The sequence below is a fragment of the Labrys sp. Lb11 genome (assembly GCF_057554225.1).
Genome location: NZ_BAAJOT010000002.1, coordinates 138,386 through 161,669, shown reverse-complemented (window position 1 = coordinate 161,669; position 23,284 = coordinate 138,386). Strand labels below are relative to the sequence as shown.

Sequence of the window (23,284 nt, the reverse complement as noted above, 5' to 3'; positions counted from 1 at the left end):
TTTCCGCTCCGGCAGTCCTGCCGGCCCGGGCCATGAGGATATCGCCGTGAGCCTGCGCTCATATCTCGCCAACACGCATGCCGCCTGCCGGTCGCTGTCGCGCCCGGGCATTCGGCACGTCGTGTCGCTGGCAGGCAGCGATATCCGCGTCCAGGGCAAGATGCCAGGATCGCAGTTTAGGACGACCCAGGACTAACGGCGCGAGGACCGTCCCTCCGCCGAACCGGCAGGAGGGGCATATGGCCCGCAACGGCTCCCGACACTCGACCCTTGGCATGCCCGGGGCCGCATCCGGCCGCGATCCCGCACGCCTTTCCGCCCTGCAAACCACCGGCCCGCCGATCGGCGGGCGATGACGCCCGGCTGCCGCCGTGGCGCGCCCCCTGTCCCCTTGCCTGCGCCGACCGCTCTTTGACATCGTGAACGTCCAGAAACAGGCCGGCTGCCCGCGAGGGGCCGCTCCGCCAAGGCGGCTCCGCGTCGTGACGACGTCGGCTCCCCGGCCATCCGTTTCTTCGAGCCGATCGCGCCGGCCGCGCGAACCCTGCGTCATGCCGGGGATGCCGCCGGGCCCGCGGTCGGCCGCCATGATTGTCGCGGACTGTTGCCGCGAGATATATTTAGCCGCCGTAGGTTTTTCGCCCTGTGGCCGGCTTCGATGGAAGGAGGGCTCGGGAGAAACAGGAAGAGGCGCAAAAGGGCTTTCTCCGCGAAGCGGGGAAGGTGGCGCCGCGAAGCCACGACGGATGGGGTGTGGCGGGCTGGTGCAAGGCCGTGTTCGGCCGGCACGACGGTCATGCAGATCCATTCCACAGGTCGAGCCTCGCGGACCACACCCCATCCGACCTTGCTGCGCAAGGCCACCTTCCCGCTTCACGGAGAAGGCATTTTACGCCCTTTCCTGCAATTTTCTCGCCCTTGTCACCCTCATTCCCGCCCCGACCAATTCCGCGCGTCGTCCCGCAAGCCGGTCGTCCCGAACGGCCCGCTTGCGGAACGGGACCGGAACGCGCGACAATCCATTCTGAAAGGAGGTCGTCATGACCGCAGCCTATCCGGCGCTCGTGCTCAACGCCGACTTCCGACCCTTGAGCATCTATCCGCTGTCATTGCTGTCCTGGCAGGACGCGCTGAAGGCGGTGTTCCGCGAGGCGGTCAGCGTCGTCGCCGAGTACGACGCCGTCGCCCGCAGCCCCTCGACCGAGATCCGCCTGCCCTCGGTCGTGGCGCTGCGCGAGTATCAGAGGGTGGCGCGGCACGTGCCGTTCACGCGCTACAACCTGTTCCTGCGCGACGATTTCACCTGCCAGTACTGCGACCAGGCCTTCGCCACGAAGGAGCTGCAGTTCGAGCACGTCATCCCGCGCTCGAAGGGCGGCCTGACTTGCTGGGAGAACATCGTCGCGGCCTGCGACGGCTGCAACTCGGCCAAGGCCGACCGGCTCGACATGAAGCCGCTGCGGCCGCCGCGCAAGCCGACGGTGTGGGAACTGCTCGCCCGCAGCAAGGCCCATCCGCCGCAGAGCCTGCACCAGAGCTGGGCCGACTATCTCTACTGGGACAGCGAACTGCAGGCCTGACCACGACGACGGGCCGCGCCCGGCCGACGCCGGAGCGGCCCGTCGCATCCGATCCCATGGCGCAGCCGCGAGGTGCGGGATCGTGACCTCGGCCTTCCGCCGATTCCGACGCTCGACCGCGGATGGCCGGCGGGCGTCGCCGCGGACGCCGGCGCTGCCGCCGTCGCCCGCATCCTTTCTTCCGCAGGCTGGGCATCGACGAGCCCAAGGCGCCGTAAACGCCCCGCCTCGGCTGTGGTGGTTCGAATCCACCCCTGCGGACCAGTTTCGGGAACGACCGCGCATGAGCGGTCGTTCCCTTCGCCTGGATAGCTCAGTTGGTAGAGCGCTTGTTTGAAGCACAGGAGGTCGCAGGGTCGAAACCTGCTCCAGGCACCAGTTCCGGGGTATGCGCCGGGTCCGCAGGCCTCCCTTGCAAGGAGGTCCGGCTCGGTTCGAGTCCGAGATGCTCCCCCCTTTTGGCGGATGGCCGGGCGGCGAGGTGCCCGCACGGCCGCATGCTCCAAAGCCTTGAGCCGGCAAATCGATTCGATATACCGGCAATCACATGCTTTCGTCCCGGTACCTGGAACAGGTGACAGGCCGGCCTGCAAAGCCGAGGATGTCGGTTCGAGCCCGACCCGGGACTCCACACGGAAGGGGCTCGAGGGCCCCGGCTTCCGCCATTTCCCCAGAGCCATGATCGTCGCAGGGCCTCGGCAGGCGAGGAGGTGCCTCTCATAAGGGCGCCCAGGTCGGTTCGACCCCGACACCTGCGACCATCCCGACCTGGCTCAACGGCAGAGCGCCCGGTTGTGGACCGGGAGACGGCGGTTCGACACCGTCGGTCGGGACCATCCTATCGGCGCGCGTAGTGCGCGGCGCGGCCTCCAAAGCCGACGCCGGTCGGTACAAGACCGAACGCCGATGCCAGCCATCCCCCCGAAAAAGTCTCGTCCAGGCGATCGCCGCCTGAATTCGGAGGGGGCAGGCGATCGCGGGGGCGCGGACCGCATCTATGGCGGCGATGGCGCCGATGCTCTCTATGGCGGCGCCGGGAACACCGTCACGGGCGATGCCGGCGACAACCAGATCCATGGCGGCGCCGGCGACGATGGCGTGACCGGCAGCGACGGACAGGACAGCCTCTGGGGCGACAACGGCAACGATAGTCTTATGAGAGGCGCCGGGGCCGACAAGCTCGCCGGCGGCGCGGGCGCCGACGCGATGTGGGGCGGTGCCGGCAATGACACGCTGATCGGCGGCGCCGGCGACGATGTCCTGACCGGCGGCACGGGCGGCGACCGGCTGCTCGGCGGCGCCGGAGCCGACAGCTTCGTCTTCCGCTCCCTCGCCGAAAGCACCATGTCGGCGGCCAACCGTGACTGGATCGTGGACTTCAACGCCGCGGAGGGCGACAGGATCGACCTCTCCGCCTTCGACGCCGACAGCACGCTCGACGGCCAGCAGCACTTCACCTTCATCGGCACGGAGAGCTTCACGCGCCATGCCGGCGAACTGCGCTACCGCGTCATCGGCGACAAGCTCTACCTCTACGGCGACACCAACGGCGACGCCGGCACGGCGCTCCACGCCGGGGACGTCCTGGTGTAGGACAAGGCGTCGCATGCACGTTTCGTGACGGGCTGGCCCGATCCGCTTCCCACAAGCCAAGATATGACCGGCGCACTGGTGAGTTGGCCTGGATCTATTACGTGCCCTGCATCTTCAACCTGCGGCGAGATGCCGAGGGCCTCACCTGCGTGCCGAACTACGTCGAACGGAGCAAGCGCTGGGACCGCCTGCCGTCGAGATTGCCTTCCGGAGCGGTTTGCGGATGCCCGCTTCGTCGCCAGGCCGTTCGGGGCCATGGAGATCGTGGCGGCACTTTGGCTGTATGCGAATGGAGGCCTGGACGTCCCCTTCTCCCCCCTCAACGAAGGGGCCGGTGCAGGCCGACTCACGCGACCGCCGACTGATGGCACGGGCGGCGGTATAAGTCGTCCGGGCCTGATGAGATTCGACGGCATAGGAACGATCGGTCGCGGGCGACGTCGGGCGTCCAAGCGGGCCGCCACTCGCACGTCACCCACCGGTGGCTGCGGAAAGGGTCTGGGTCCTTGTCCGGGCCTTTTCTGCGTTCTCCATCCCGCCAGCGGGAACACCCGTTTTCGGCCCGCGTTGATTCACGCGGGCTTTGACCCTTTGCCCGCATTGCAAGCAACTCGGCCCGATGTCCTCGGGCCGCTTTTTCTGTTTTGCTCCGCGGGCGGGAATTCGCCAGCGGGCCTCCCAGGGCTACGGCTGACGAATCAGCCGCTGCTTGCCTGAAAGGGCGTGAAAAGTGCCACCGGGAGAGGCGCCATTCAAGTTCCGTCCGCCGGTGACCTGCGCCGGATGGAGCGGCGGGGGTGGAGAATGCAGCGGCATGGCGGCGCAATGCCTCAAAAGTCCGGGACCGGAACGGGCTTGTCCGAGATAGGGCAGATCGTTCCGTCTTTCATGGCAGGGGCGTCGAAGCAGCCCGCCATTGCCGGTGATCTCATTGGCGAGAGCATTGCCGGTCCCATCGATGTTGCCGCCGGCGGTCAGGGTCAGATTCTCGACAGCGCCCTTCACCTGGGCGGATTCGATCAGCGAGAAGCTGATGGAGGCGTAGACGATGTCGATGGCGGGACGCGCGGTCGACGGCCCGGTCTCGTCGACGACGTCTGCGGCATTGTCGACAAAATAGGTGTCGCCGTGGAGGCCGCCGATCATGATGTCGGCCCCCGGGCCGCCGCTCAGCCGGTCGGAGCCGGCTCCGCCGCGGAGCACGTCGTCACCCGCGCCGCCGAAGATCGTGTCCGAACCTCCCCGGCCGTCGAACACATCGTTCCCGTCCTCGCCGTAGATCGTGTCCGCGACATACGACCCCAGGACGTCGTCCGCACCATCGCCGGCACAGGTCGTGCCGCTGATCTTGTCGGGCTCCTCGAGTTTGGGGCCCTCGAGATGGTCTCCCGGACCAACGACAATCTCGTCGTCGCCGCTGCCGCCGAAGAGGAGGTCGGAGGCCAGATAGGTGCCCTGCAACCAGTCGTCGCCGGGGCCGGCCGAGGCAAAGTAATGGTCCGCGTCGGTTCCCGCATCGACGACCTGGCTGTCGATGACGACCTTGCCGTGGAAATCGCTGCTGACGACGTCGACAGTGTAGTCGCCCTTGGCGCCGTGCAGATCCCTGATGTCGATGAAGAAGATCCCGCTGGCCGTGGCGGTGAAGCTGAGCGAGCCGAGCGATCCATTGCTGCAGCCCCGGGCAAGCTCGACGCCGTGGGCATCGAACAGGAGCAGGTCGGTGCCGCCGCTGACGCCTCCCGGCGTCAGGTTGCGTCCGAAGAAGCGATAGGTCGTGCCGGCGACCAGGTCGAGCCTGATCCAGTCGCTGTCGTTCGCGCTCTCGGAGGCGCCGGAACAGGACGCGGCCACCTGCACGTCACCCACGAACCGAGCAGTCGTGGTGATGTTGCCGGGGATGTCGACCATGGGGCTGCGCATTCCGGTCTTTGAGGGCCCTTTCCCGGAGGGGCTCGAATTCCGGAATGTCATCCATCCTTACGCCATGTCAACTGTCCCGAGGTCGTGCGCTGTCGCGCCCACCCGTCATGTCGAGCCGGGGGCAAACGCCTTTCCGCAAGCCGGGACCGGCGTCGCCGCGCCGGTCGAGCGCCACGCGGAGGGCGCCTCTGCTTCAACCGAAATGGCGCTCGACACCGCTCGCACAGGCGCTACGCCCCGCCCCGGACGGGGCGCCACGCCATTCCATGTCGTGGAATTGCGCGTGGCCGCAGCCGAGCGGCCTTGCCGACGTCGGGCCCGGATCGGGCCGGGCCGATGCCGGGCTTGCATCACAGGACGAATTCGGCGGCCGTGATCGACGTCAGGCCGTTGACCTGGACCGAGAAGTCGGCCGCGCCGTCGCCGTTGACGTCGCCGTAGACGAACAGGTCGCCGTTCTGGGTGCCGTATCGCAATTCGCCGGCCTTGTGCGTGAAGGTGCCGGAGCCGATGAAGCTGAAGGCCTGGTTACCGGCCAGCGTCGTGTCGGCATCGATGGCGGTCAGCTCGATCCGGTCGCCGTCGGCGGCGCTGAAGTCCTGGATGCGGTCGCGGCTGGCGAAGACCGAGGTGCTCTCGCTCGTGAAGTTGAAGACGAAGGCGTCGGCCCCGGCGCCTCCGGTCAGCTTGTCGGCCCCCGCACCGCCGACCAGCCGGTCGTTGCCGCCGCGCCCGTCGAGGATGTCGTTGCCGGCCGCTCCCTTCAGCGTGTTGAGGCCGCTGTTGCCGGTGATGGCGTTGGCGAGGGCGTTGCCGGTGCCGTCGATGCTGCCGTTGCCGGCCAGCACCAGGTTTTCGACGTCGCCCTTGAAATGCGTCGGGTCGGTCAGCCGCAGGCTGATCGAGGTGTAGACCTTGTCGATGCCGGAGCCGCCGGTCTCGTCGGCGAGGTCGCCGGCATTGTCGATGTAATAGGCGTCGCCGCCGGCGCCGCCCTTCATGATGTCGGCGCCGGTGCCGCCGACGAGCGTGTCGTTGCCGCCGCCGCCGACGAGGGTGTCGCTGCCGGCGTTGCCCTTCAGCACATTGGCCGCGCCGTTGCCGGTGATCGTGTCGCCGAGCCGGGTGCCGCTGACGTTCTCGACATTGGCGATGGTGTTGGCTGGCCCCAGCAGGGTGTAGGTGCCGGCGGCGAGGTCGAGGTTGAGCGCCTTGGTGGTGAAGCTGCCGACGTCGAGCGTGTCGATGTCGGCGCCGCCGTCGATGTTGTCGGAGAACTGCCCCTCCAGGATCTGGATGATGTCGTTGCCGGCGCCGCCCAGGATGGTGTCGGCGCCGAGGCCGCCCTGGATGATGTCGTCGCCGCCCTGGCCGTCGATGACGTTCCGGGCGTCGTCGCCGACGATGGTGTCGGCAGCCTGCGTGCCCTTGACGTTCTCGACGCCGGTGATCGTGCTGGCCGGTCCGTACAGGGTGTAGGTGCCGGCGGCGAGGTCGAGGTTGAGCGCGTTGGTGGTGACGTTGCTGACGTCGAGCGTGTCGATGTCGTCGCCGCCGTCGATCGTGTCGGAGAACTGGAGTTCGAGGATCTGGATGATGTCGTTGCCGCTGCCGCCCCGGAGGATGTCGGGGGTCAGGCCGCCCTGGATGATGTCGTCGCCGCCCTGGCCGTCGATGACGTTCTCGGCGTTGTTGCCAATGATGAAGTCGGCAGCCTGCGTGCCGGTGACGTTCTCGACGCCGGTGATGGTGCAGGGGCCGCCGAAGGAGGGGCTGAGATCCCAGGTGCCGGCGGTGAGGTCGATCGTGGCGCCGCGGCTGGCGATGTTGCTCAGGTTGAGCGTGTCGGTGTCGGTGCCGCCGTCGACATTGTCGATGAACTCGCCCTCGAACACGAGGATGGTGTCGTTGCCGGCGCCGCCGAGGACGGTGTCGGTCTGCGTGCCGCCGATCAGCACGTCGTCGCCGTCGCCGCCGTCGAGCGTGTCGAAGCCGCCCTGGCCGAGCAGCGTGTCGTTGCCGTCGTTGCCATGAACGGTGGCGCCGTCGATGCGGGCGGTGATGGTCTCGTTGGTGCTGTCGCCGGCGATGGTGCTGTTGCGCGGGTCGAGGATGACCTCGGAGATCTCGCCCTCCGCGTTGTTGAACGTCACCAGGATGCGGCCATCGTCGGTCAGGCCCAGTTCCGGGCTGGTGACGGCGCTGCCGGTGGCGATGGTGAGGACCGCCCCGACGGCGACGCCGGCGGCGTCGAAGCGCTGGCCGGCCAGCGTGCCCGCCGTGTCGTCGTCCCAGACCACGAAGAAGCCGCCGTCCTTCAGCGCGACGACCTCCGGCTCGTTCTGGTTGGCGATGCCGCCGGCCACCGTGACGTTGGGCGCCACCATTGCGCCGGTATTGCCGCGGACCGTGGCGTGGATGTCGCTGCCGTCCTGCCAGACCATGGCGAAGCCGCCGCCGGTCAGGGCGGCGACGTGCGGGTCGCTGCCGGTGGCCGACACCAGGAAGGTGGTGGCGGACCCGGCCACGGCCGGGTTGATGATCTTGAACTCGACCCCGGCGCCGGGGCCGCTGGCCTGATGGAAGACGGTGACGACGTTGCCGTTGGTCAGGGTGGCGATGTCCGGGTTCGTGTTGGCGTCGACGCCGTTGAAGCCGGCATTGAGGGGGCCGCCGACCGCATTGGTGCTGCCGTCGACGACCTTGGCGAGGATGTTGGTGTCGCCGCTCGCGGTCTGCTGGTAGCCGACCACGAAGTCGCCGTTGGGCAGCACTGATATCGACGGGTTGGCGTTGACGATGCCGCCGAGTGTGCCGGCGGCGATGGTGCCGCCGCCCGTGTGGCTGCCGGCCGCGTCGAAGCGATCGAAGCGGATGGCCGCATCGCCGCCGGCGACGGTGCCCTTGTCCTCATAGGCGATGACGAAGCCGCCATCGGGCAGGGCGGCGATCGCCGGGGCGCCCTCGTTGTCGAAGTAGGCGCTCAGGTTGAGCTGGAAGGGGGCACCGACCGGTTTGCCCTCTGCATCGAGGATCCGGCCGATGATATCGGTGCCGGCATCGTCGTCGATCGCGTTGGAGTCGTCGACCCAGACGGTCAGGATGCGATCGTCGGCAAGGCCGATGGTGACGGGGGCGGACTGGACGCCGGCGGTGGTGCCGGCATTTACGGTGAACTCAGGGCTCCAGACGGTGGGTGTGGTGGTGGGCATGTTTGCTCGCTTGCTGTTCGTCCACATGGGAGGCGCAAGCGCCGGGGCTTGGGCCCACGCGGTATCGGGCGAGGCATAGGGCGCCTGCGTTTCACCTGTGTTTCCGGCAGGTTTCGGGCTCGAGCGCCGATCGAAGGACCCGGAAGGGCCGTGCGTGTTCGCACACGGCTCCAGGCAACGAAGGCGCCGGCAAGGCCGTCTCTGGCCTTGCCGGCGTCAGATCGAAGCAAGCCCGGTGCGCGGCCGGGCGGGGCGTCACAGGACGAAGTCGGCGGCGGTGATCGAGGCGAGGCCGTTGACCTGGATCGAGAAGTCGGCGGTGCTGTCGCCGTTGACGTCGCCGAAGACGAACAGGTTGCCGCCCTGCGTGGCGAAGCGCAGCTCGCCGGCGGTGCGGGTGAACGCGCCGGAGCCGATGAAGCTGAACGCCTGGTTGCCGGCGACGGTGGTGTCGGCGTCGATGGCGGTCAGCTCGATCCTGTCGCCCTGCGCGGCGCTGAAGTCCTGGACGCGGTCGCGGCTGGCGAAGACCGGGGTGCTCTCGCTGGCCAGGTTGAAGACGAAGGCGTCGGCCCCGGCGCCGCCGGTCAGCTTGTCGGCGCCCGCGCCGCCGACCAGCCGGTCATTGCCGCCGCGGCCGTCGAGGATGTCGTTGCCGGCGGCCCCCTTCAGCGTGTTGACGCCGCCATTGCCGGTGATCTGGTTGACGAGGGCGTTGCCGGTGCCGTCGATATTGCCGTTGCTGACCAGCACCAGGTTCTCCACGTCGCCCTTCACATGGGTCGTGTCGGTCAGGCGCAGGCTGAGCGACGTGTAGATTTTGTCGGTGCCGGTGCCGCCGGTCTCGTCGGCGAGGTCGCCGGCATTGTCGATGTAATAGGTGTCGCCGCCGGCGCCGCCCTTCATGATGTCGGCGCCGGTGCCGCCGACGAGGGTGTCGTTGCCGCCGCCGCCGGTAAGCGTGTCGTTGCCGGCATTGCCCTTCAACGTGTTGGCCGCCGCGTCGCCGGTGATCGCGTCGCCGAGCTGGGTGCCGGTGACATTCTCGACATTGGTGATCGTGTTGGCCGACCCGGACAGGGTGTAGGTGCCGGTGGTCAGGTTGAGGTTCAGGGCCTGGGTGGTGAAATCGCTGACGTCGAGCGTGTCGATGTCGGCGCCGCCGTCGATGTTGTCGGAGAACTGGTCTTCCAGGATCTGGATGAGATCGTTGCCGGCGCCGCCCAGGACGGTGTCGGTGCTGAAGCCGCCCTGGATGGTGTCGTCGCCGCCCTGGCCGTCGATGACGTTCTGGGCGCCGTTGCCGATGATCGTGTCGGCGAGCTGCGTGCCGGTGACGTTCTCGACGCTGGCGATGGTGTAGGGGCCGCCGAAGGAGGGACTGAAGTCCCAGGTGCCGGCGGTCAGGTCGATCGTGGCGCCGCGGCTGGTGACGAAACTCAGATCCAGCGTGTCGGTGCCGGATCCGCCGTCGGCGTTGTCGCCGAACTCGCCCTCGAGCACGCGGATGATGTCGTTGCCGGCGCCGCCGCTGACCGTGTCGGTGCTGAAGCCGCCGAGCAGCAGGTCGTCGCCGTCGCCGCCGTCGAGCGTGTCGATGCCGAGGCCACCGTTGAGCGTGTCGTTGCCGCCCTGGCCAAGCAGCGTGTCGTTGCCGCCATTGCCGTTGACGGTGGCGCCGTCGATGCGGGCGGTGATCGTCTCGTCGCTGCCGTCGCCGTCGATGACGGCCTCGCGCGGGTCGAGGATGACCTGCGAGATCTCGCCCACGGCGTTGTCGAACGTCATCAGGATGCGGCCGTCGTCGGTCAGGCCGAGCTCCGGCTCGGATATGGCGCCGCCGGTGGCAATGGTCACGGCCGTGCCGATGGCGGCGCCGGTGGCGCTGAAACGCTGGCCCATCAGGGCTCCCGCGGTGTCGTCGTCCCAGGCAACGAAGAAGCTGCCGTCCTTGAGGGCGACGATCTCCGGCTCGTTCTGGCTGTTGGCGCCGCCGGCGATCAGGAAGCTGGCGGTTACGGTGTCGCCGGCGTCGCCGTAGACTGCGGCCCGGATGTCGGTGCCGTTCGCCGGGTCCTGCCAGACCACGGCGAAGCCGCCGCCGGTCAGGGCGGCGATGTGCGGGTCGATCCCGACCGTCGCGACCTGGATGTTGCCGACGAAGGCGCCGGCCGTGGTGATGATCTTGAACTCGATGCCGGTGCTGGAGCTGTCCACCTCCTCATAGGCCGTGACGATGTTGCCGTTGGAGAGGATGGCGGTGTCGGGGTTGGCGTCGAGGTCGGCGCTGTTCTGGCCGGCATCCAGCGCGGCGCCCACAGCATTGGTGGCGCCGTTGACCACCTTGGCGATCACGTCGGTGTCGCCGCCCGAGAGCTGCTGGTAGCTCACCACGAAGTCGCCATTGGCCAGCACCGAGATCGACGGGTTCGAATTGACCACGCCGCCGATGCTGCCGGTAGCGATGGTGCCGCCACCCGTATGCGCGCCGGCGGAATTGTAGCGCTCGAAGCGGATGTCGGCATCGCCGCCGGCGCCCGAGCCATTGTCTTCATAGGCGACGACGAAGCCGCCGTCGGGCAGCGCCACGATCGCCGGATCATTCTCGCTGTCGAGGAAGTTGCTCAGGTTGAGCTGGAAGGCGCCGCCGACGACATTGCCCTGAGCGTCGTAGATCTGGCCGATGATGTCGGTGCCGTTGTCGTCGTCGACATTGTTGGTGTTGTCGACCCAGACGGTCAGGATGCGGTCGTCGGCCAGGCCGATCGTGACGGGAGAGAATTGTCCGCCGGTGGTGTTGCCGGCATTCACGGTGAACTCGGACTTCCAGACGGTGGGTGTGGTGGTCATGATATCCTCGCTTGATTGGCATTCTCATCGCTACGCGAACGCGCAGACTCGGAGACCGAGGCATTCGCCCACTGTGCCGCAGGCCATCGGCTGCCGGACCGGCAACGCTGCCGGCCCTGAAGTCGGGAGATTTCAAAAGCCGCAATCAGAAGACGGGCAGCGTATTTCTCGTCATGCTCGGAGACATGGCCGATGACGATTGTCCGAAATCGGCGGGGATGGGAGATGTATCTGCCAACAGGCTGCCCAGACCCGTGGCAAATTTTCTCCACTGTCCCGCGTATTTCCGGGATCGTGGGGAGCGTTTCCCAGCCCTGCTCTTTTGATGTCCCGATTGTGACGCCCTGTCAATGGATCGATTGTGCGAATTTGCACACTTTCAAGAAATGTTCCGGGAGTGATTATAGATAGAAGCGAGGGTGGATAGCGTATACACCAAGATATTACATAAAAACTCAGAGGAATGCGGTGTCTTTCGAAGTCGAGGAGACACTCGCGTCCAAATCCTTCTGTTACGGAAGATACAGCCCCGACCATGCCGCCGCGTCGTGGCGGCGGCCCCGAAGCGGCCTTGACGGGAGCGCGTCCCGCCGGTCGCTGCATGCCTCGTCGCGGCGATCGCCGCCGGCGCGCAGCATCCGATCGGCGCCGAGGCCGGCTTCACCGGCGTCGTCGACCTCGCGGCGATGCAGGCGCTGCATTGGGCCGGCGACGGCGCGCCGCGGGCTGCCCCGATCCCCGAGGCCCTGCGCGCGGCGGCCGGCGCCGGGCGGTTGCGCATCATCGGAGATGAGCCGCGCCTGCAGACCTGCGTGGAGACGCAGAAGGAGGACTTCGGCGTCGATGCGACGATCGCCCGGCCGAAGGAGGCCGGCTATCTGGTCTCCCGGTAATCCAGCAGCTCGGACAGCGGATAGCCCTCGAAGCGCTTCACCGTCTTGGTCACGACATAGGTGAAATAGACGGAGATGCCGATCTCCCGGCTCAGGAGGTCGTCGACGATCTCCTGGTAGTGGCCGATGCTGCGGGCGACGATCTGCAGGACATAGTCGATGCCGCCGCCGACGGCATGGCAGGTGATGATCTCGGGAATGCTCTTCACCACCTGCTCGAAGCGCTGGAAATGCGCACCGGTGTGGTACTGCAGCGTCAGGGTGGTGAAGATCAGCTCGGTCTTGACCAGCCGGGCGAGGTCGATCTCGGTGTGGTAGCCGCGGACATAGCCGGCCTGCTCCAGCTTCTGCAGCCGATCCCAGCACGACGACAGGGACAGCCCGATCGCCGAGGCGAGGTCGACCTTCTTGATGCGGCCGTTCTTCTGGAGCAGCGCCAGGATCCTGACGTCCACCGCATCAAGCTTCTCACCGGACATCGGCTTCTCCCTCGGCGGACGGTCGCGGCTGCCTCGCAGACGGCCGCGGACATCCCGCTGGCATCACGGCTTCGGCGGGCCCACCCGTCAGCGGAAAGCCTGCGCCAGCCAGCCTTTTGGCAGAGCGGGCACGAAATTGCCATCGCGGCCGACCATGTCCGCATTGGCGACGAGGGCGTTGAGGATCGCCTCCTCGATGCCCTGCACGACGGCGTCGAAGAACGGGTCGATGTCGCAGTCGGGAATATACCCGGCCTGCGCCAGGGCGCCGCTCGCGCCCGTCGCCGCCGCGCCGTTGGCGGTGGAGAAGGCCAGGAAGATGTCGCCGGACGAGTGATAGCCCAGCCCCCCCGTCCAGGCGACGCCGAGCGGGATGCGCCGGGCGAGGCGCTTGAGCTGGTGCGGCAGGAACGGGGCGTCGGTGGCGACGACGGCGATGATCGAGCCCTTCTCCCGGCGCGGGGTGCGCTCGACCATCACGGGCTCGGCCAGTTCGGCGCCGACCCGGCGGCCGCGGATCATCAGGTTGCGGCGCTTGCCGAAATTGGCCTGGACGAAGCTGCCGACGGTGAAGGTGCGGCCCTGCCAGTCGACCAGGCGCGAGGCGGTGCCGGAGCCGGCCTTGAACTCGTAGGCGATCATGCCGGTGCCGCCGCCGACGCTGCCCTCCTCGATCGCGCCGGTGCCGGCGCCGTCGAGGGCGGCGAAGACGTGCTCCATGGCGATGTGATGGCCGTTGATGTCGTTGAGGAAGCCGTCATAGGTCTCGGCCGCCACCGGCAGGCCCCAGGCGCTGTCGAGCGCGTCGGGGGCGACCCGGTTCATCCAGCGCAGCGTGCCGTCGCGGGTGATGCCGCAGGAATGGGTGTTGGTGATGGTGATCGGGAAGGTGAAGGCGCCGATCTCCTCGATGATGTGCGAGCCGGTCATCTCGCCATTGCCGTTGGCGCTGAACAGTCCGGCGAAGACCGGCACGGCGAGATCCGCCGTCGGGCGCGGCAGGATGGCGGTGACACCGGTGCGCACCGGCCCATGGCCGACGGCGAGCGGCCCTTCGCCTTCGATCAGCGTGGCGTAGCCGACGGCCACGCCCGGCACGTCGGTGATGGCGTTGTTCTCGCCCGGGCGGCCGTCGAAGGGGATGGCGTAGCGGCGGGCGCGCGGCTTGCCGGAGGGCGTGGCGGCGTGGCTGGGGACGGACATGGGCGACCTCGCGCTCGGGTGGCGCCGCGGCGGCGCGGCTGGGCGGTTCGAAAGTCCTCTAGGAGCGGGGACCGAGGACGGGGGCGGTGTAGAACGGCACGGCCTCGACCCGCGGCTGCCAGGCGCCGCTTGCGACCAGGCGGCCGACATGGTCGGCGATCTCGCCCAGCGTGGCGAACCAGACGCCGCCCTTGGCCTGCATGTGCCGGATCAGGTCGCGGATGGCGAGCGCCTGGGCCGGGCGGCCGCTCACCGCCGGATGCCAGACCGCCACGAACAGACCGCCGAACTCCCAGAGGGCGTCGAACTCGGCCTGGTAGACCTCCAGCGCCTGGCGGGGCGAGGAGATCTTCATGAGATAGTCGAAGGCGCGGCTCGAGACATACTGGTTGTAGTCGTCGACCGAGGCCGGCACCGGCAGCTCGACCAGCCGGCCGCGGCTGGTCTCGAGCAGGATCGGCACGTCGTCGGCGAACAGCGAGGAATCATAGGTCAGGTCGGCCTCGGCCAGGAGCTCGAAGGTCGACGGCGACAGGCCGTAATAGGGGGCGCGGTAGCCGCGCGGCCGCCGGCCGCAGAAGCGCTCGATCGCCGCGATGCCGCGCCCGATCGTGTCCCGCTCCTCCTCGCGCGTCTGCTGGCTCGGCCATTCGTGGAAATGGCCGTGGTGGCCGATCTCGTTGGCGTCATGGCGCAGGATGGCCTCGATCGCCGCCGGATAGGCCTCGATCACCCAGCCCGGCACGAAGCAGGTCATCGGCACCGCGTGCTCGGCGAAGAGGCCGGCGAGGCGCGGCGTCGCCACGAAGGGGTCGTAGCGCATATGCGCCAGGGCGTGCGGCATGTCGACGGCGCCGGCGCGGTGGGCGGCGTGGACGACGCTGTCGGCGTCGACGTCGAAGCTGAAGGCGACGGCGCAGCGGGCGCCGTTCGGCCAGGGCGGCGGATTCTGGATCATCGGCACAACCCCCTAGCTGGTCCGCACCCCGCCGTCCATGAACAGATCGTGCAGGTGGCGGGTGTCGATCTCCTTCGCCGGCGCGTCCAGCGCCTCGCGCCCGCGCACCAGCACGCAGACCCTGCGGGAAATCTCCAGCGCCTTGTTGACGTTCTGCTCGACCAGCAGGATCGGGATGGAGAGGCGGGTGTGGACGTCGCTGATCGCCTGGAAGACGATGTCGACCGTTGCCGGCGCAAGATCGCTGCTCGGCTCGTCCAGGAGCAGCACCTTGGGCTTCAGGAGCAGCGTCAGGCCGATGGACAGCATGCGCCGCTCGCCGCCGCTGAGATTGCCGGCTTTCTCGCGCCGGCGCTCCTTCACCCGCGGGAAGAGGGCGAAGACCTCCTCCACGTCGCGGTCGAAGTCCTTGGGACGGAGATAGGCGCCCATGCGCAGGTTGTCGGCCACCGTCATGTCGGCGAAGACATTGCGGGTCTGCGGCACATAGCCCAGGCCCGCCGCGGCCCGGGCATGGGCCGGGGTCGTGGTGATCGGCTGGCCGGCGAGGGCGAGCGTGCCGGCGCTGACGCGGGTGAGGCCCATCGCCGTCTTGAGCACGGTGGACTTGCCGCAGCCGTTGGCGCCGAGCACGGCGAGGATCTCGCCGGCGCGCAACGTCAGCGTCAGGTCGTTGAGCACGGTGATCGTGCCGTAGCCGGCGGTGACGTTCTTGAGGGTGAGGATGTCCATGACGGCCTCTCAGGCGTTTGCCGGCTGGCCGAGATAGGAGCGAATCACGGTCTCGTTGGCACGGATCTCGGCCGGCGTGCCGGTGGCGATGACCTCGCCGGCGTCGAGCACGAAGACGCGGTCACAGACATTGGCGATCATCTCCATGTTGTGCTCGATCAGGATGATGATCCGGCCCTCGTCGCGCAGCGCCTTGAGCAGCGCCACCTGCTGCTCGATCAGCACCGGGTTGACGCCCGCCGCCGGCTCGTCGAGCAGCAGCGCCGCCGGGTCCGACATCAGGAGCATGCCCATGGTCAGGAGCTTCTGCTGCCCGCCCGAAAGGCTGCCGGCATAGTCGTTGGCCTTGTGGGCGAGGCCGAGGCGCTTGAGCATGGCGGCGGCGCGCTCCTTCACCTGCCGCTCCTGCGCCGCGACCTTGCCCGGGCGCAGGAACAGGTCGGCGACGCGCTCGCCGCAATGGTCGCGCTCGCCGGCCAGCATGTTCTGGAACACGGTGAGGCGGTGGGCGAGGCGCGGCACCTGGAAGGTGCGGCCGATGCCGGCCTGGGCCACCTTGTCGGGGCGCCCGAGCGGCAGCGGTCGGCCGCCGAGGGTGAGCTCGCCGCTGTCGGGGACATAGACGCCGCCGATGACGTTGAGCAGGGTCGACTTGCCCGAGCCGTTCGGCCCGATCAGGCCGGTGACGGTGCCGGGCCTGGCCTCGATGCTGACGCGGTCGAGCGCCCGGAAGCCGCCGAAGGACAGGCAGACGTCAGTGGCGCTCAGCATCGTGCACCTGCTTGGCTTCGGGGATCAGGCCCTGCGGCCGGTAGAGGAACATCAGCACCAGCACCAGGCCGAACGAGGCGAGGCGCAGATTGGCGATCAGGTCGGGCGGCAGGTCGACCCATTGCGCCACGAAGCGGGAAGAGACGCCGAGCAGCTGGATGATCGCCGCCCCGACCACGACGCCGATCATGTTGCCGGGGCCGCCGAGGATCACCGCCGTCCAGATGATGAAGGTCTCGGTGACGGTGAAGCTGGAGGGCGCGACGTAGCCGGTGATGTGGGCATAGGCGACACCGGCGGCCGCCGCCATCATCCAGGCGATGACCGAGACCGCCGCCTGGTAGCGGATCGGGCTGCGACCGAGGGTGGAGGCGAGGATCTCGTCCTCGCGCAGCACCCTGAGCATGCGTCCGAACGGCGAGCCGCTGATGCGCTGGGCGATGAGGAAGCTCACCACGAGCAGCGCCAGCGCCACCGCCATCGCCATGACGGTGCCGGAGAAGCGCGGCACGGTCAGGCCGTCGGCGCCGCCGGCGATCGACGGGGCGTTCAGCATGGTGAGGCGGAAGATCTCGCCGGCGCCCAGGGTGATCAGCGCCCAGTAGTCCTGCGACAGGCGCTGGGCCGGCAGGACCACCAGGAGCGAGGCGAGCGGGGCGACGACGAGGCCGACCAGGCCGCCGGTCCACCAGGACCAGCCGAGCGAGGCGGTGATGGCCGCGGCGTAGGCGCCGAGCGCGAAGGGCAGGACCTGGCCGAAATTGACCAGGCCGGTCATGCCGAACTGGATGTTGAGGCTGATCGCGAGCACCGACCAGACGGCGATGATGGTGATCGAGTAGATGGCGAAATCGAGCATGGCCGATCACCTCTTGGCCGCGGCCGGACGCCGCGAGCGCACGAGCAGCACGATGACGAGCGCGAGCACCGCCACGTAGTCGCGGAACTGGGTGGGAATATGCCAGGGCTCGCCGAGGGTGAGCGAGCCGAAGTCGATCCAGATCAGAAAGTTCTGGGCGAGCGACAGGATCACCGCGCCGATCACCGCGCCGAAGACGTTGCTGAGCCCGCCGATGGTGACGGCGGCGAAGATCGGCAGGAGGATGACGAGGTCCATGCTCGGCTGCAGCCGCGTCTGCACGGCGATGAGCGAGCCGCCGATCGCGGCCAGGGCGCCGGAGAGGAACCACATCAGCCGGATCAGCCGGTCGCCGGGAATGCCGCGCGTCACCGCGAGCTCCGGATTGCTGGCGAGCGCCCTGAGGGCCGAGCCGATGCGGGTGCGATAGAGGAAGAGGTGCAGCGCCAGCATCAGCACGAGGGTGGCGGCGACCACGGCGACGTCGAGCGTGGTGAACACCGCATCCCCGACGACGATGGCGCTGGTCGGGACGTCGAAGACGCGGGCCGAGCCGCCATAGATGGCCGCGACCATGGAGCGGATGAACAGCGCCACGCCCCAGGAGACGATCATCTTGCCTTCGGCGGAGATGGTGCGCAGCCGGCTGAAGACGAGGACGTCGATGAGGATGGCCATCAGGCCGGTGGCCGCGGCGCTGGCGAGCATGGCCAGCGGCAGCGGCAGCTCGAGGCCGGGGATGGTGGCGAAGGAATAGCTGAGGTAGCCGCCGACGACCGCGAACTGGATATGCGCGAAGTTGGCGAACCGCAGGATCGAGTAGCACAGCGACACGCCGACCGCGATGATGGCGATCTCGCTGGCGTAGACGATCGAATTGACGAGAACCTGGATCACGGGGCTGCGCAAATCCGTCGGAAAGGCAGGAATGCGCCGGCCGTCGCGGGGAGGCGATCCCGCGACGGCTGTCGCTGCGAAGGGCAGGCTCAGTTGCGCGTGCCCGTGGTCTCGAACTTGCCGTCCTTGTAGGCGAAGATGTCGAGCGGCGGGTCGATGCGCTGGCCGCGATCGTCCCAGACGATCTTGCCGCTGGCGCCGTCATAGGTCTTGACCACCTCCGGCAGCGCCTTGGCGATGCCGGCGGCCTCGACGCCGCCCTTCTTCATCGCGTCGGCCAGCAGCATCATGGCGTCGTAGCCGTAATAGACGTGGGCGAGCACGTCCTTCTCGCCATACTTGGCGGCGTACTTGTCGTTCACGGCCTTGCCGATGCCCTGGGCATAGCCGCCATTGTCGACGCCGAACAGGCGGCCGTTGGTCCAGTCCTTGTTCTCCACCTCCAGGATGGTGGGATAAGCGGCATACCAGGGAGCGTCGATGCCGAGCTCGCGCACATTGCGCAGGATGGTGCGCGAATCGTCGCCGTAGCCGCAGGTGATGATCGCCTCGGGCTTGGTCTTGAGCAGCACCTGCACGTCGGCCCGGTAGTTGGGCTGGCCCTCGGTGTAGGCGACCGTCTCGACGATCTTGCCGCCCTTGGCCTCGAAGGCCTTGGCCGCCGCGTCGGCGACGCCGAGGCCGAAGGCGTTGTTGGGCACGACGATCGCGGCGGTCTTGGGGCCGCGCTCGGCGACGAGGTTGCCGAGCTCCTTCGACAGGATGTCGTCGAGCGGCAGGATGCTGAACAGCGTGCCGGGATAATTGCCGAGCTTGGGCGAGGAGGAGGAGGTGTTGATCAGCACCCGGCCCTTGTCCTTGGCGAGCTCGGCCACCGGGATCATCAGGCTGGAGCCGCCGAACATGATGGCGGCCTGGACCTTGTCGACGTCGTAGAGCTTGGTCGCCGCGTTCAGGGCTTCCTGGGTGCGGTACTCGGAGTCCTCGACGATCAGCTTGACCTTGCGGCCGTTGATGCCGCCGGCGGCGTTGATGGCGTCGGCGGCGAGTTCGACGCCGCGCGTCATCTGCACGCTGGTCTTGACGTCCTGGCCGGTGAGGTTGGCGATCACGCCGACCTCGATCGGCTCTTCAGCGCGGGCCGCACCTTGCAGGCCGAGAACGGCGAGGGCGCTGCAAAGTGCCAGGGGCAGCCATGTCTTCTTCATCAATCCGTCTCTCTGGATCAGGGGCTTGTTCTTCGGTGCTGGGAGCCGCAAATCCCGTTTTCGTTCCTCGAGAGGGAACGCCGGGCCGGCCAAGATCGAGACTATTGGCCGGCCGGAGGAGAAACAATCAAGCCTCGCGCGGCCATGCCGAAGGAGTTTCGCCGCGATGCCGTCGAGCCGAAGATGATGCGAGGCCGCGGCGGCCACGTGTCGCATTCGCGCGGGAATGCGACCGATTCAGAGCGGTGCCCACCCGGTTTTGCCGCCGGCGCCCCCGCGGCGCCGGAGAAACTCCCGGCCGCCGCGGTGTGGCCCTATGATTCTCCGGGGGCATCCGGCTAGGGTTCCGGCATCCTTTCTCCAGTCCGGTCACTGCCATGGCGCCGCGCAAGATCATCATCGACACCGACCCCGGGCAGGACGACGCCTTCGCGATCCTGCTCGCCCTGGGCTCGCCGGAGGAGCTGACCGTCGTCGGGCTCACCGCGGTCGCCGGCAACGTGCCGCTGGCGAGGACCGCCCGCAACGCCCAGATGGTGCTGGAGCTGGCCGGGCGCGGCGACATTCCGGTCTATCCCGGCTGCGAGCGCCCGATGGTGCGCAAGCTGTTCACCGCCGAATATGTGCATGGCGACAGCGGCCTCGACGGCTGCGACCTGCCGGAGCCGTCCCGGCCGCTGGCCGACAAGCACGGCGTCGACTTCATCATCGACACGGTCATGGCGGCCGAGCCGGGGGAGATCACGCTCTGCCCGCTCGGGCCGCTCACCAACATCGCGATGGCGATGGTGAAGTGCCCGGCGATCGTGCCGCGCCTCAAGGAAGTGGTGCTGATGGGCGGCGGCTTCTTCGAGGGCGGCAACACGACGCCGGCGGCGGAGTTCAACATCTTCGTCGACCCGCATGCCGCCCATGTCGTGTTCTCCTCGGGCGTGCCGCTGACCATGGTGCCGATCGACTGCACCTACAAGGCGGTGATGACGCCGGCCTGGCTCAAGCGCCTGCGGGCGGTGGGCACGAACACGGCGGTGCAGGCGGCGGGCATGGCCGAGTTCTACCAGGCCTACGGCAACCAGAAGTTCGGCACCGACCAGTATCCGCTGCACGACCCCTGCGTGATCGGCTATCTCCTGGCGCCGGACCTGTTCAAGGGCCGCAAGTGCCATGTGTCGATCGAGACCGTCTCGCCCACCACCATGGGCATGACCGTGGTCGACTGGTGGAACGTCACCAAGCAGCCGGCCAACTGCCTGGTGCTGCGCGATCTCGACAACCCGCCCTTCTACGAATTGATGCTGGAGCGGCTGTCGCGCCTGCCGTAGGGCGCGTCGGCCGGAAGGGGACGGCCCGGTCAAGCCAGCCCGAAGAGGGCGCCGGCGGTCGCGAGCAGGATCACGACGAACCAGGGCGGCGCCTTCCAGACGGTGAGCAGCAGGAAGCCGGCGAGGGCGAGCACGAAATCCCGCGGCGCGAGCACCGCGCTGGTCCAGACCGGGCTGTAGAGCGCGGCGCCGAGGATGCCGACGACGGCGGCGTTGGCGCCGCGCATGGCGGCCTGGGCGCCGGGGCGCCGGCGCAGCGCGTCCCAGAAGGGCAGCATGCCGTAGACCAGCAAGAGCCCGGGCAGGAAGACCGCGACCAGCGCGATGAGGCCGCCGGCGAGGCCGTGCGGCGGCGGACCCATGACGGCACCGAGATAGGCGGCGAAGGTGAAGAGCGGCCCGGGCACCGCCTGCGCCAGGCCGTAGCCGGCGAGGAAATCCTCGTTGCTCACCCAGCCCGGCGCGACCACCTCGGCCTGGAGCAGGGGCAGCACGACATGGCCGCCGCCGAAGACCAGCGCTCCCGAGCGGTAGAAGGCGTCGAACAGCGCCAGGGCCTGGTGGCCGGTCGCCTGGACGAGGAGCGGGGGCACGACGAGCAGGCCGGCGCAGAGGCCGAGCGCGACGCCGCCCTGGCGCCGCGACACGGGAAAGCGCAGATGTCCGGAGGGCGCCTGCGCCTGGGTCCGGCAAAGCCGCAATCCGGCGATCGCCCCGAGCGCGATCGCGCCGACCTGGCCGAGGGAGCCGCCGGCGAAGACGGCGAGGGCGACCGCCGCGAGGGCGATGCCGGCCCGCTCCCGGTCCGGCGCGAGGGTCCGGGCCATGCCCCAGACCGCCTGGGCCACGACAGCGACGGCCATCAGCTTCAGGCCGTGCAGCACGCCGGCCATGGCCGGACCGGTCACGGCGGCGGCGCCGAGCGCGAAGGCGAGCAGGACGATCGCCGAGGGCATGGTGAAGGCCAGCCAGGCTGCCAGGCCGCCGAGCAGGCCGCCGCCGCGCAGGACGCCGAGCGAGAAGCCGGCCTGGCTGGAGGCCGGCCCCGGCAGGAACTGGCAGAGCGCGACGAGATCGGCATAGCCGGCCTCGTCGATCCAGCGGCGCCGGACCACAAGTTCGTCCCGGAAATAGCCGAGATGGGCGATCGGCCCGCCGAAGGCGGTCAGGCCGAGCTTCAGGAAGATCGCGAACACTTCGACCGGCGAGCCCTGGTTCAACGCCGCGTCCTTTCCCGAGGGTCGATGCCGCCGAACCGGAGGGGCTGCCTGCCTCTCGTCATGATCCTTCCCGTCGCTGCGCCGGGCCGGGCAGCGCCCCGGGGAGCGCAGATGTGCCGCATGCTCGCGTCACAGGCAATGGGCGTCTCCGGCCGGGGAGCGAGCTTCCCGGCCCCGTTCATCCCTGCGCCTGACCGGCCGCCTTCCGCATGCCGTCGCGCAGCATCTGCACCTTGCGGTTGAGGTCGATCAGGTCCGGCACGGTGAAGCCGGAGTGCCGGAGCAGGGCATCGGTCAGGCAGCCCGTCCGGGCGTGCAGGCTGCTGCCCTTCCCGGTGAGGTGGACCTCCACCAGGCGCTCGTCCGCGGCGTTGCGCCGGCGCAGGACGAAGCCGGCCGCCTCCAGCCGCTTGACCGCCGGCGTGATCGTGCTCGGCTCGAGGGCCAGCCGGTCGGCGATCGCCGTGATCGTCAGGCCGTCCGTCTCCCACAGGGCGCTGAGCACGAGATATTGCGTGTAGGTCACGCCCAGCTCGTCGAGCATGGGCTTGTAGACGCGGTTGATGGCGATCGAAGCCGAGTAGATGGAAAAGCACAGCTGGCTGTCCAGCGGCAGGGTGGGGGCGTCGGTCATGCCGGTCTCCGAAGGCGTCGGTCACTCGTTGTTGCGAAAAATGATATCGCGATAAGAAATGGCTTTACAAGGGCGGTGATTGGATCTAGACGATGATTATCGCAGTAATAATTATTGCGAAATCAAAAAGGAGACCGAAATGACCAGGACCCTGATCGCCGCTGCCACCCTCGCCGTCGCCACCGCCGCCTCCTTCGGCCCGGTAGAGGCTGCGCCCGCCGGCGCCCGGAACATCGTGCTCGTCCATGGCGGCTTCGTCGACGGCTCCGGCTGGCAGGGCGTTCACCGCATCCTGACGAAGGACGGCTACAACGTCGCTGTCGTGCAGAACCCGACGACCTCGCTGGCCGACGACGTGGCGGTGACCCGGCGCGCCATCGCCGCCCAGGACGGTCCGGTCGTCCTGGTCGGCCACTCCTATGGCGGCGTCGTGATCAGCGAAGCCGGAACCGACGAGAAGGTGAAGGCCGTCGTCTATATCACCGCCTTCGCGCCCGATGCGGGCGAGTCGGTGTCGAGCCTGATCGCCAACCCGCCGGCGGGGGCGCCGGTGCCGCCGATCCTGCCTCCGGTCGATGGCTTCCTCTTCCTCGACAAGGCGAAGTTCGCCGCCGCCTTCGCGGCGGACGTGGATGCCCAGACCGCGGCCTTCATGGCCGACTCGCAGGTCCCGTGGGGTGTCGAGGCCCTGGCCGGCGCGGTCACCGACCCGGCCTGGAAGCACAAGCCGAGCTATTACCTGGTTGCCGCCGACGACCGGATGATCCCGCCGCCGGCCCAGCGCAAGATGGCGGAGCGGGCCCGGGCGACCGTGGTCGAGACCGCTGGCAGCCATGCGGTCTATGTCTCCAAGCCGGAAGCCGTCGCCGCGCTGATCGAGCAGGCGGCCAGCGCCAAGTAAGGCGCCGTCCGGCGAGGCGCCGGACCCTCGGCGTCTGTGCGACGGGGGC

At 68.6% G+C, this 23,284-nt stretch carries 18 protein-coding genes and 3 tRNA genes; 8 read left to right on the top strand and 13 right to left on the bottom strand.

Translation table 11 applies throughout. The features are described from left to right. Nucleotides 1–1,040 precede the first annotated feature (1,040 nt). From AC27L4_RS05945 to AC27L4_RS05925, 5 genes are all read left to right on the top strand, one after another. Nucleotides 1,041–1,580, top strand: a complete 540-nt coding sequence (locus AC27L4_RS05945; RefSeq protein WP_487141129.1) for an HNH endonuclease — start codon at nt 1,041–1,043, stop codon at nt 1,578–1,580. A 302-nt stretch (nt 1,581–1,882) separates the two neighbouring features. Continuing rightward, nucleotides 1,883–1,958: transfer RNA gene (locus AC27L4_RS05940), tRNA-Phe, on the top strand. A 177-nt stretch (nt 1,959–2,135) separates the two neighbouring features. Then, nucleotides 2,136–2,211 (top strand) — tRNA-Cys (locus AC27L4_RS05935). Nucleotides 2,212–2,342: 131 nt separating this feature from the next. Beyond that, nucleotides 2,343–2,416, top strand: a tRNA-His gene (locus tag AC27L4_RS05930). Between the two features lie 70 nt (nt 2,417–2,486). Then, a complete protein-coding gene (locus AC27L4_RS05925; protein ID WP_487141128.1) occupies nt 2,487–3,173 on the top strand; it encodes a M10 family metallopeptidase C-terminal domain-containing protein in 687 nt (228 codons plus the stop codon). Nucleotides 3,174–3,857: 684 nt separating this feature from the next. Here AC27L4_RS05925 and AC27L4_RS05920 read toward each other — a convergent pair. The 3 genes from AC27L4_RS05920 to AC27L4_RS05910 all read right to left on the bottom strand — a co-directional run bounded on the left by AC27L4_RS05920 (nt 3,858) and on the right by AC27L4_RS05910 (nt 11,158). Then, on the bottom strand, nt 3,858–5,084 hold the full coding sequence (locus AC27L4_RS05920; RefSeq protein WP_487141127.1) for a calcium-binding protein: 1,227 nt from the start codon (nt 5,082–5,084) through the stop codon (nt 3,858–3,860). Nucleotides 5,085–5,446: 362 nt separating this feature from the next. Next, on the bottom strand, nt 5,447–8,308 hold the full coding sequence (locus AC27L4_RS05915) for a beta strand repeat-containing protein (RefSeq protein ID WP_487141126.1): 2,862 nt from the start codon (nt 8,306–8,308) through the stop codon (nt 5,447–5,449). A 255-nt stretch (nt 8,309–8,563) separates the two neighbouring features. Further along, nucleotides 8,564–11,158 (bottom strand): beta strand repeat-containing protein, encoded by a 2,595-nt coding sequence (locus AC27L4_RS05910; protein WP_487141125.1) that lies wholly within the window; start codon nt 11,156–11,158, stop codon nt 8,564–8,566. 686 nt (nt 11,159–11,844) lie between these two features. Between AC27L4_RS05910 and AC27L4_RS05905 the strand changes: the two genes are divergently transcribed. Beyond that, entirely contained in the window at nt 11,845–12,051 is a 207-nt protein-coding gene (locus tag AC27L4_RS05905) for a hypothetical protein (protein ID WP_487141124.1), read from the top strand. Here the strand turns inward: AC27L4_RS05905 and AC27L4_RS05900 are convergent. From AC27L4_RS05900 to AC27L4_RS05865, 8 genes are all read right to left on the bottom strand, one after another. Beyond that, nucleotides 12,033–12,530, bottom strand: a complete 498-nt coding sequence (locus AC27L4_RS05900; RefSeq protein WP_487141123.1) for an Lrp/AsnC family transcriptional regulator — start codon at nt 12,528–12,530, stop codon at nt 12,033–12,035. The two genes, AC27L4_RS05905 and AC27L4_RS05900, sit on opposite strands and share 19 nt — an antisense overlap. 87 nt (nt 12,531–12,617) lie before the next feature. After that, on the bottom strand, nt 12,618–13,733 hold the full coding sequence (locus tag AC27L4_RS05895; RefSeq protein ID WP_487141122.1) for a DmpA family aminopeptidase: 1,116 nt from the start codon (nt 13,731–13,733) through the stop codon (nt 12,618–12,620). 58 nt (nt 13,734–13,791) lie between these two features. Next, nucleotides 13,792–14,691 (bottom strand): polysaccharide deacetylase family protein, encoded by a 900-nt coding sequence (locus AC27L4_RS05890; protein ID WP_487141121.1) that lies wholly within the window; start codon nt 14,689–14,691, stop codon nt 13,792–13,794. A gap of 12 nt (nt 14,692–14,703) precedes the next feature. Continuing rightward, entirely contained in the window at nt 14,704–15,423 is a 720-nt protein-coding gene (locus tag AC27L4_RS05885) for a branched-chain amino acid ABC transporter ATP-binding protein (RefSeq protein WP_487141120.1), read from the bottom strand. 9 nt (nt 15,424–15,432) lie between these two features. Further along, a complete protein-coding gene (locus tag AC27L4_RS05880) occupies nt 15,433–16,194 on the bottom strand; it encodes an ABC transporter ATP-binding protein (RefSeq protein ID WP_487141118.1) in 762 nt (253 codons plus the stop codon). Next, the gene (locus AC27L4_RS05875; RefSeq protein ID WP_487141117.1) at nt 16,178–17,053 is read right to left on the bottom strand and encodes a branched-chain amino acid ABC transporter permease; all 876 of its coding nucleotides are present in this window, start codon (nt 17,051–17,053) and stop codon (nt 16,178–16,180) included. The genes AC27L4_RS05880 and AC27L4_RS05875 overlap by 17 nt, the downstream gene beginning before the upstream one ends. A 6-nt stretch (nt 17,054–17,059) precedes the next feature. After that, nucleotides 17,060–17,950, bottom strand: coding sequence for a branched-chain amino acid ABC transporter permease (locus tag AC27L4_RS05870; RefSeq protein ID WP_487141116.1), 891 nt, complete (start codon nt 17,948–17,950; stop codon nt 17,060–17,062). Between the two features lie 89 nt (nt 17,951–18,039). Further along, on the bottom strand, nt 18,040–19,158 hold the full coding sequence (locus AC27L4_RS05865) for an ABC transporter substrate-binding protein (RefSeq protein WP_487141115.1): 1,119 nt from the start codon (nt 19,156–19,158) through the stop codon (nt 18,040–18,042). Nucleotides 19,159–19,535: 377 nt separating this feature from the next. Between AC27L4_RS05865 and AC27L4_RS05860 the strand changes: the two genes are divergently transcribed. Beyond that, a complete protein-coding gene (locus tag AC27L4_RS05860) occupies nt 19,536–20,480 on the top strand; it encodes a nucleoside hydrolase (RefSeq protein WP_487141114.1) in 945 nt (314 codons plus the stop codon). A 29-nt stretch (nt 20,481–20,509) separates the two neighbouring features. On the opposite strand, the gene chrA is transcribed toward AC27L4_RS05860, so the two are convergent. Both chrA and AC27L4_RS05850 read right to left on the bottom strand, forming a co-directional pair. Next, nucleotides 20,510–21,700, bottom strand: coding sequence for a chromate efflux transporter (chrA, locus tag AC27L4_RS05855; protein ID WP_487141113.1), 1,191 nt, complete (start codon nt 21,698–21,700; stop codon nt 20,510–20,512). 178 nt (nt 21,701–21,878) lie between these two features. Then, nucleotides 21,879–22,334, bottom strand: coding sequence for a MarR family winged helix-turn-helix transcriptional regulator (locus AC27L4_RS05850; protein ID WP_487141112.1), 456 nt, complete (start codon nt 22,332–22,334; stop codon nt 21,879–21,881). Nucleotides 22,335–22,473: 139 nt separating this feature from the next. Here AC27L4_RS05850 and AC27L4_RS05845 point away from each other — a divergent pair, with 139 nt between their 5' ends. Continuing rightward, entirely contained in the window at nt 22,474–23,235 is a 762-nt protein-coding gene (locus AC27L4_RS05845; RefSeq protein ID WP_487141111.1) for an alpha/beta fold hydrolase, read from the top strand. Nucleotides 23,236–23,284: the final 49 nt, after the last annotated feature.

Bases quoted from the DNA above. Each gene is read 5' to 3' on its own strand.
- AC27L4_RS05865 (WP_487141115.1), bottom strand. From the start codon at position 19,158: ATGAAGAAGACATGGCTGCCCCTGGCACTTTGCAGCGCCCTCGCCGTT.
- AC27L4_RS05860 (WP_487141114.1), top strand. From the start codon at position 19,536: ATGGCGCCGCGCAAGATCATCATCGACACCGACCCCGGGCAGGACGAC.
- AC27L4_RS05900 (WP_487141123.1), bottom strand. From the start codon at position 12,530: ATGTCCGGTGAGAAGCTTGATGCGGTGGACGTCAGGATCCTGGCGCTG.
- AC27L4_RS05910 (WP_487141125.1), bottom strand. From the start codon at position 11,158: ATGACCACCACACCCACCGTCTGGAAGTCCGAGTTCACCGTGAATGCC.
- AC27L4_RS05880 (WP_487141118.1), bottom strand. From the start codon at position 16,194: ATGCTGAGCGCCACTGACGTCTGCCTGTCCTTCGGCGGCTTCCGGGCG.
- AC27L4_RS05920 (WP_487141127.1), bottom strand. From the start codon at position 5,084: ATGGTCGACATCCCCGGCAACATCACCACGACTGCTCGGTTCGTGGGT.
- AC27L4_RS05890 (WP_487141121.1), bottom strand. From the start codon at position 14,691: ATGATCCAGAATCCGCCGCCCTGGCCGAACGGCGCCCGCTGCGCCGTC.
- AC27L4_RS05885 (WP_487141120.1), bottom strand. From the start codon at position 15,423: ATGGACATCCTCACCCTCAAGAACGTCACCGCCGGCTACGGCACGATC.
- AC27L4_RS05915 (WP_487141126.1), bottom strand. From the start codon at position 8,308: ATGCCCACCACCACACCCACCGTCTGGAGCCCTGAGTTCACCGTAAAT.
- AC27L4_RS05850 (WP_487141112.1), bottom strand. From the start codon at position 22,334: ATGACCGACGCCCCCACCCTGCCGCTGGACAGCCAGCTGTGCTTTTCC.
- AC27L4_RS05925 (WP_487141128.1), top strand. From the start codon at position 2,487: ATGCCAGCCATCCCCCCGAAAAAGTCTCGTCCAGGCGATCGCCGCCTG.
- AC27L4_RS05875 (WP_487141117.1), bottom strand. From the start codon at position 17,053: ATGCTCGATTTCGCCATCTACTCGATCACCATCATCGCCGTCTGGTCG.
- AC27L4_RS05845 (WP_487141111.1), top strand. From the start codon at position 22,474: ATGACCAGGACCCTGATCGCCGCTGCCACCCTCGCCGTCGCCACCGCC.
- AC27L4_RS05905 (WP_487141124.1), top strand. From the start codon at position 11,845: ATGCAGGCGCTGCATTGGGCCGGCGACGGCGCGCCGCGGGCTGCCCCG.
- AC27L4_RS05945 (WP_487141129.1), top strand. From the start codon at position 1,041: ATGACCGCAGCCTATCCGGCGCTCGTGCTCAACGCCGACTTCCGACCC.
- AC27L4_RS05895 (WP_487141122.1), bottom strand. From the start codon at position 13,733: ATGTCCGTCCCCAGCCACGCCGCCACGCCCTCCGGCAAGCCGCGCGCC.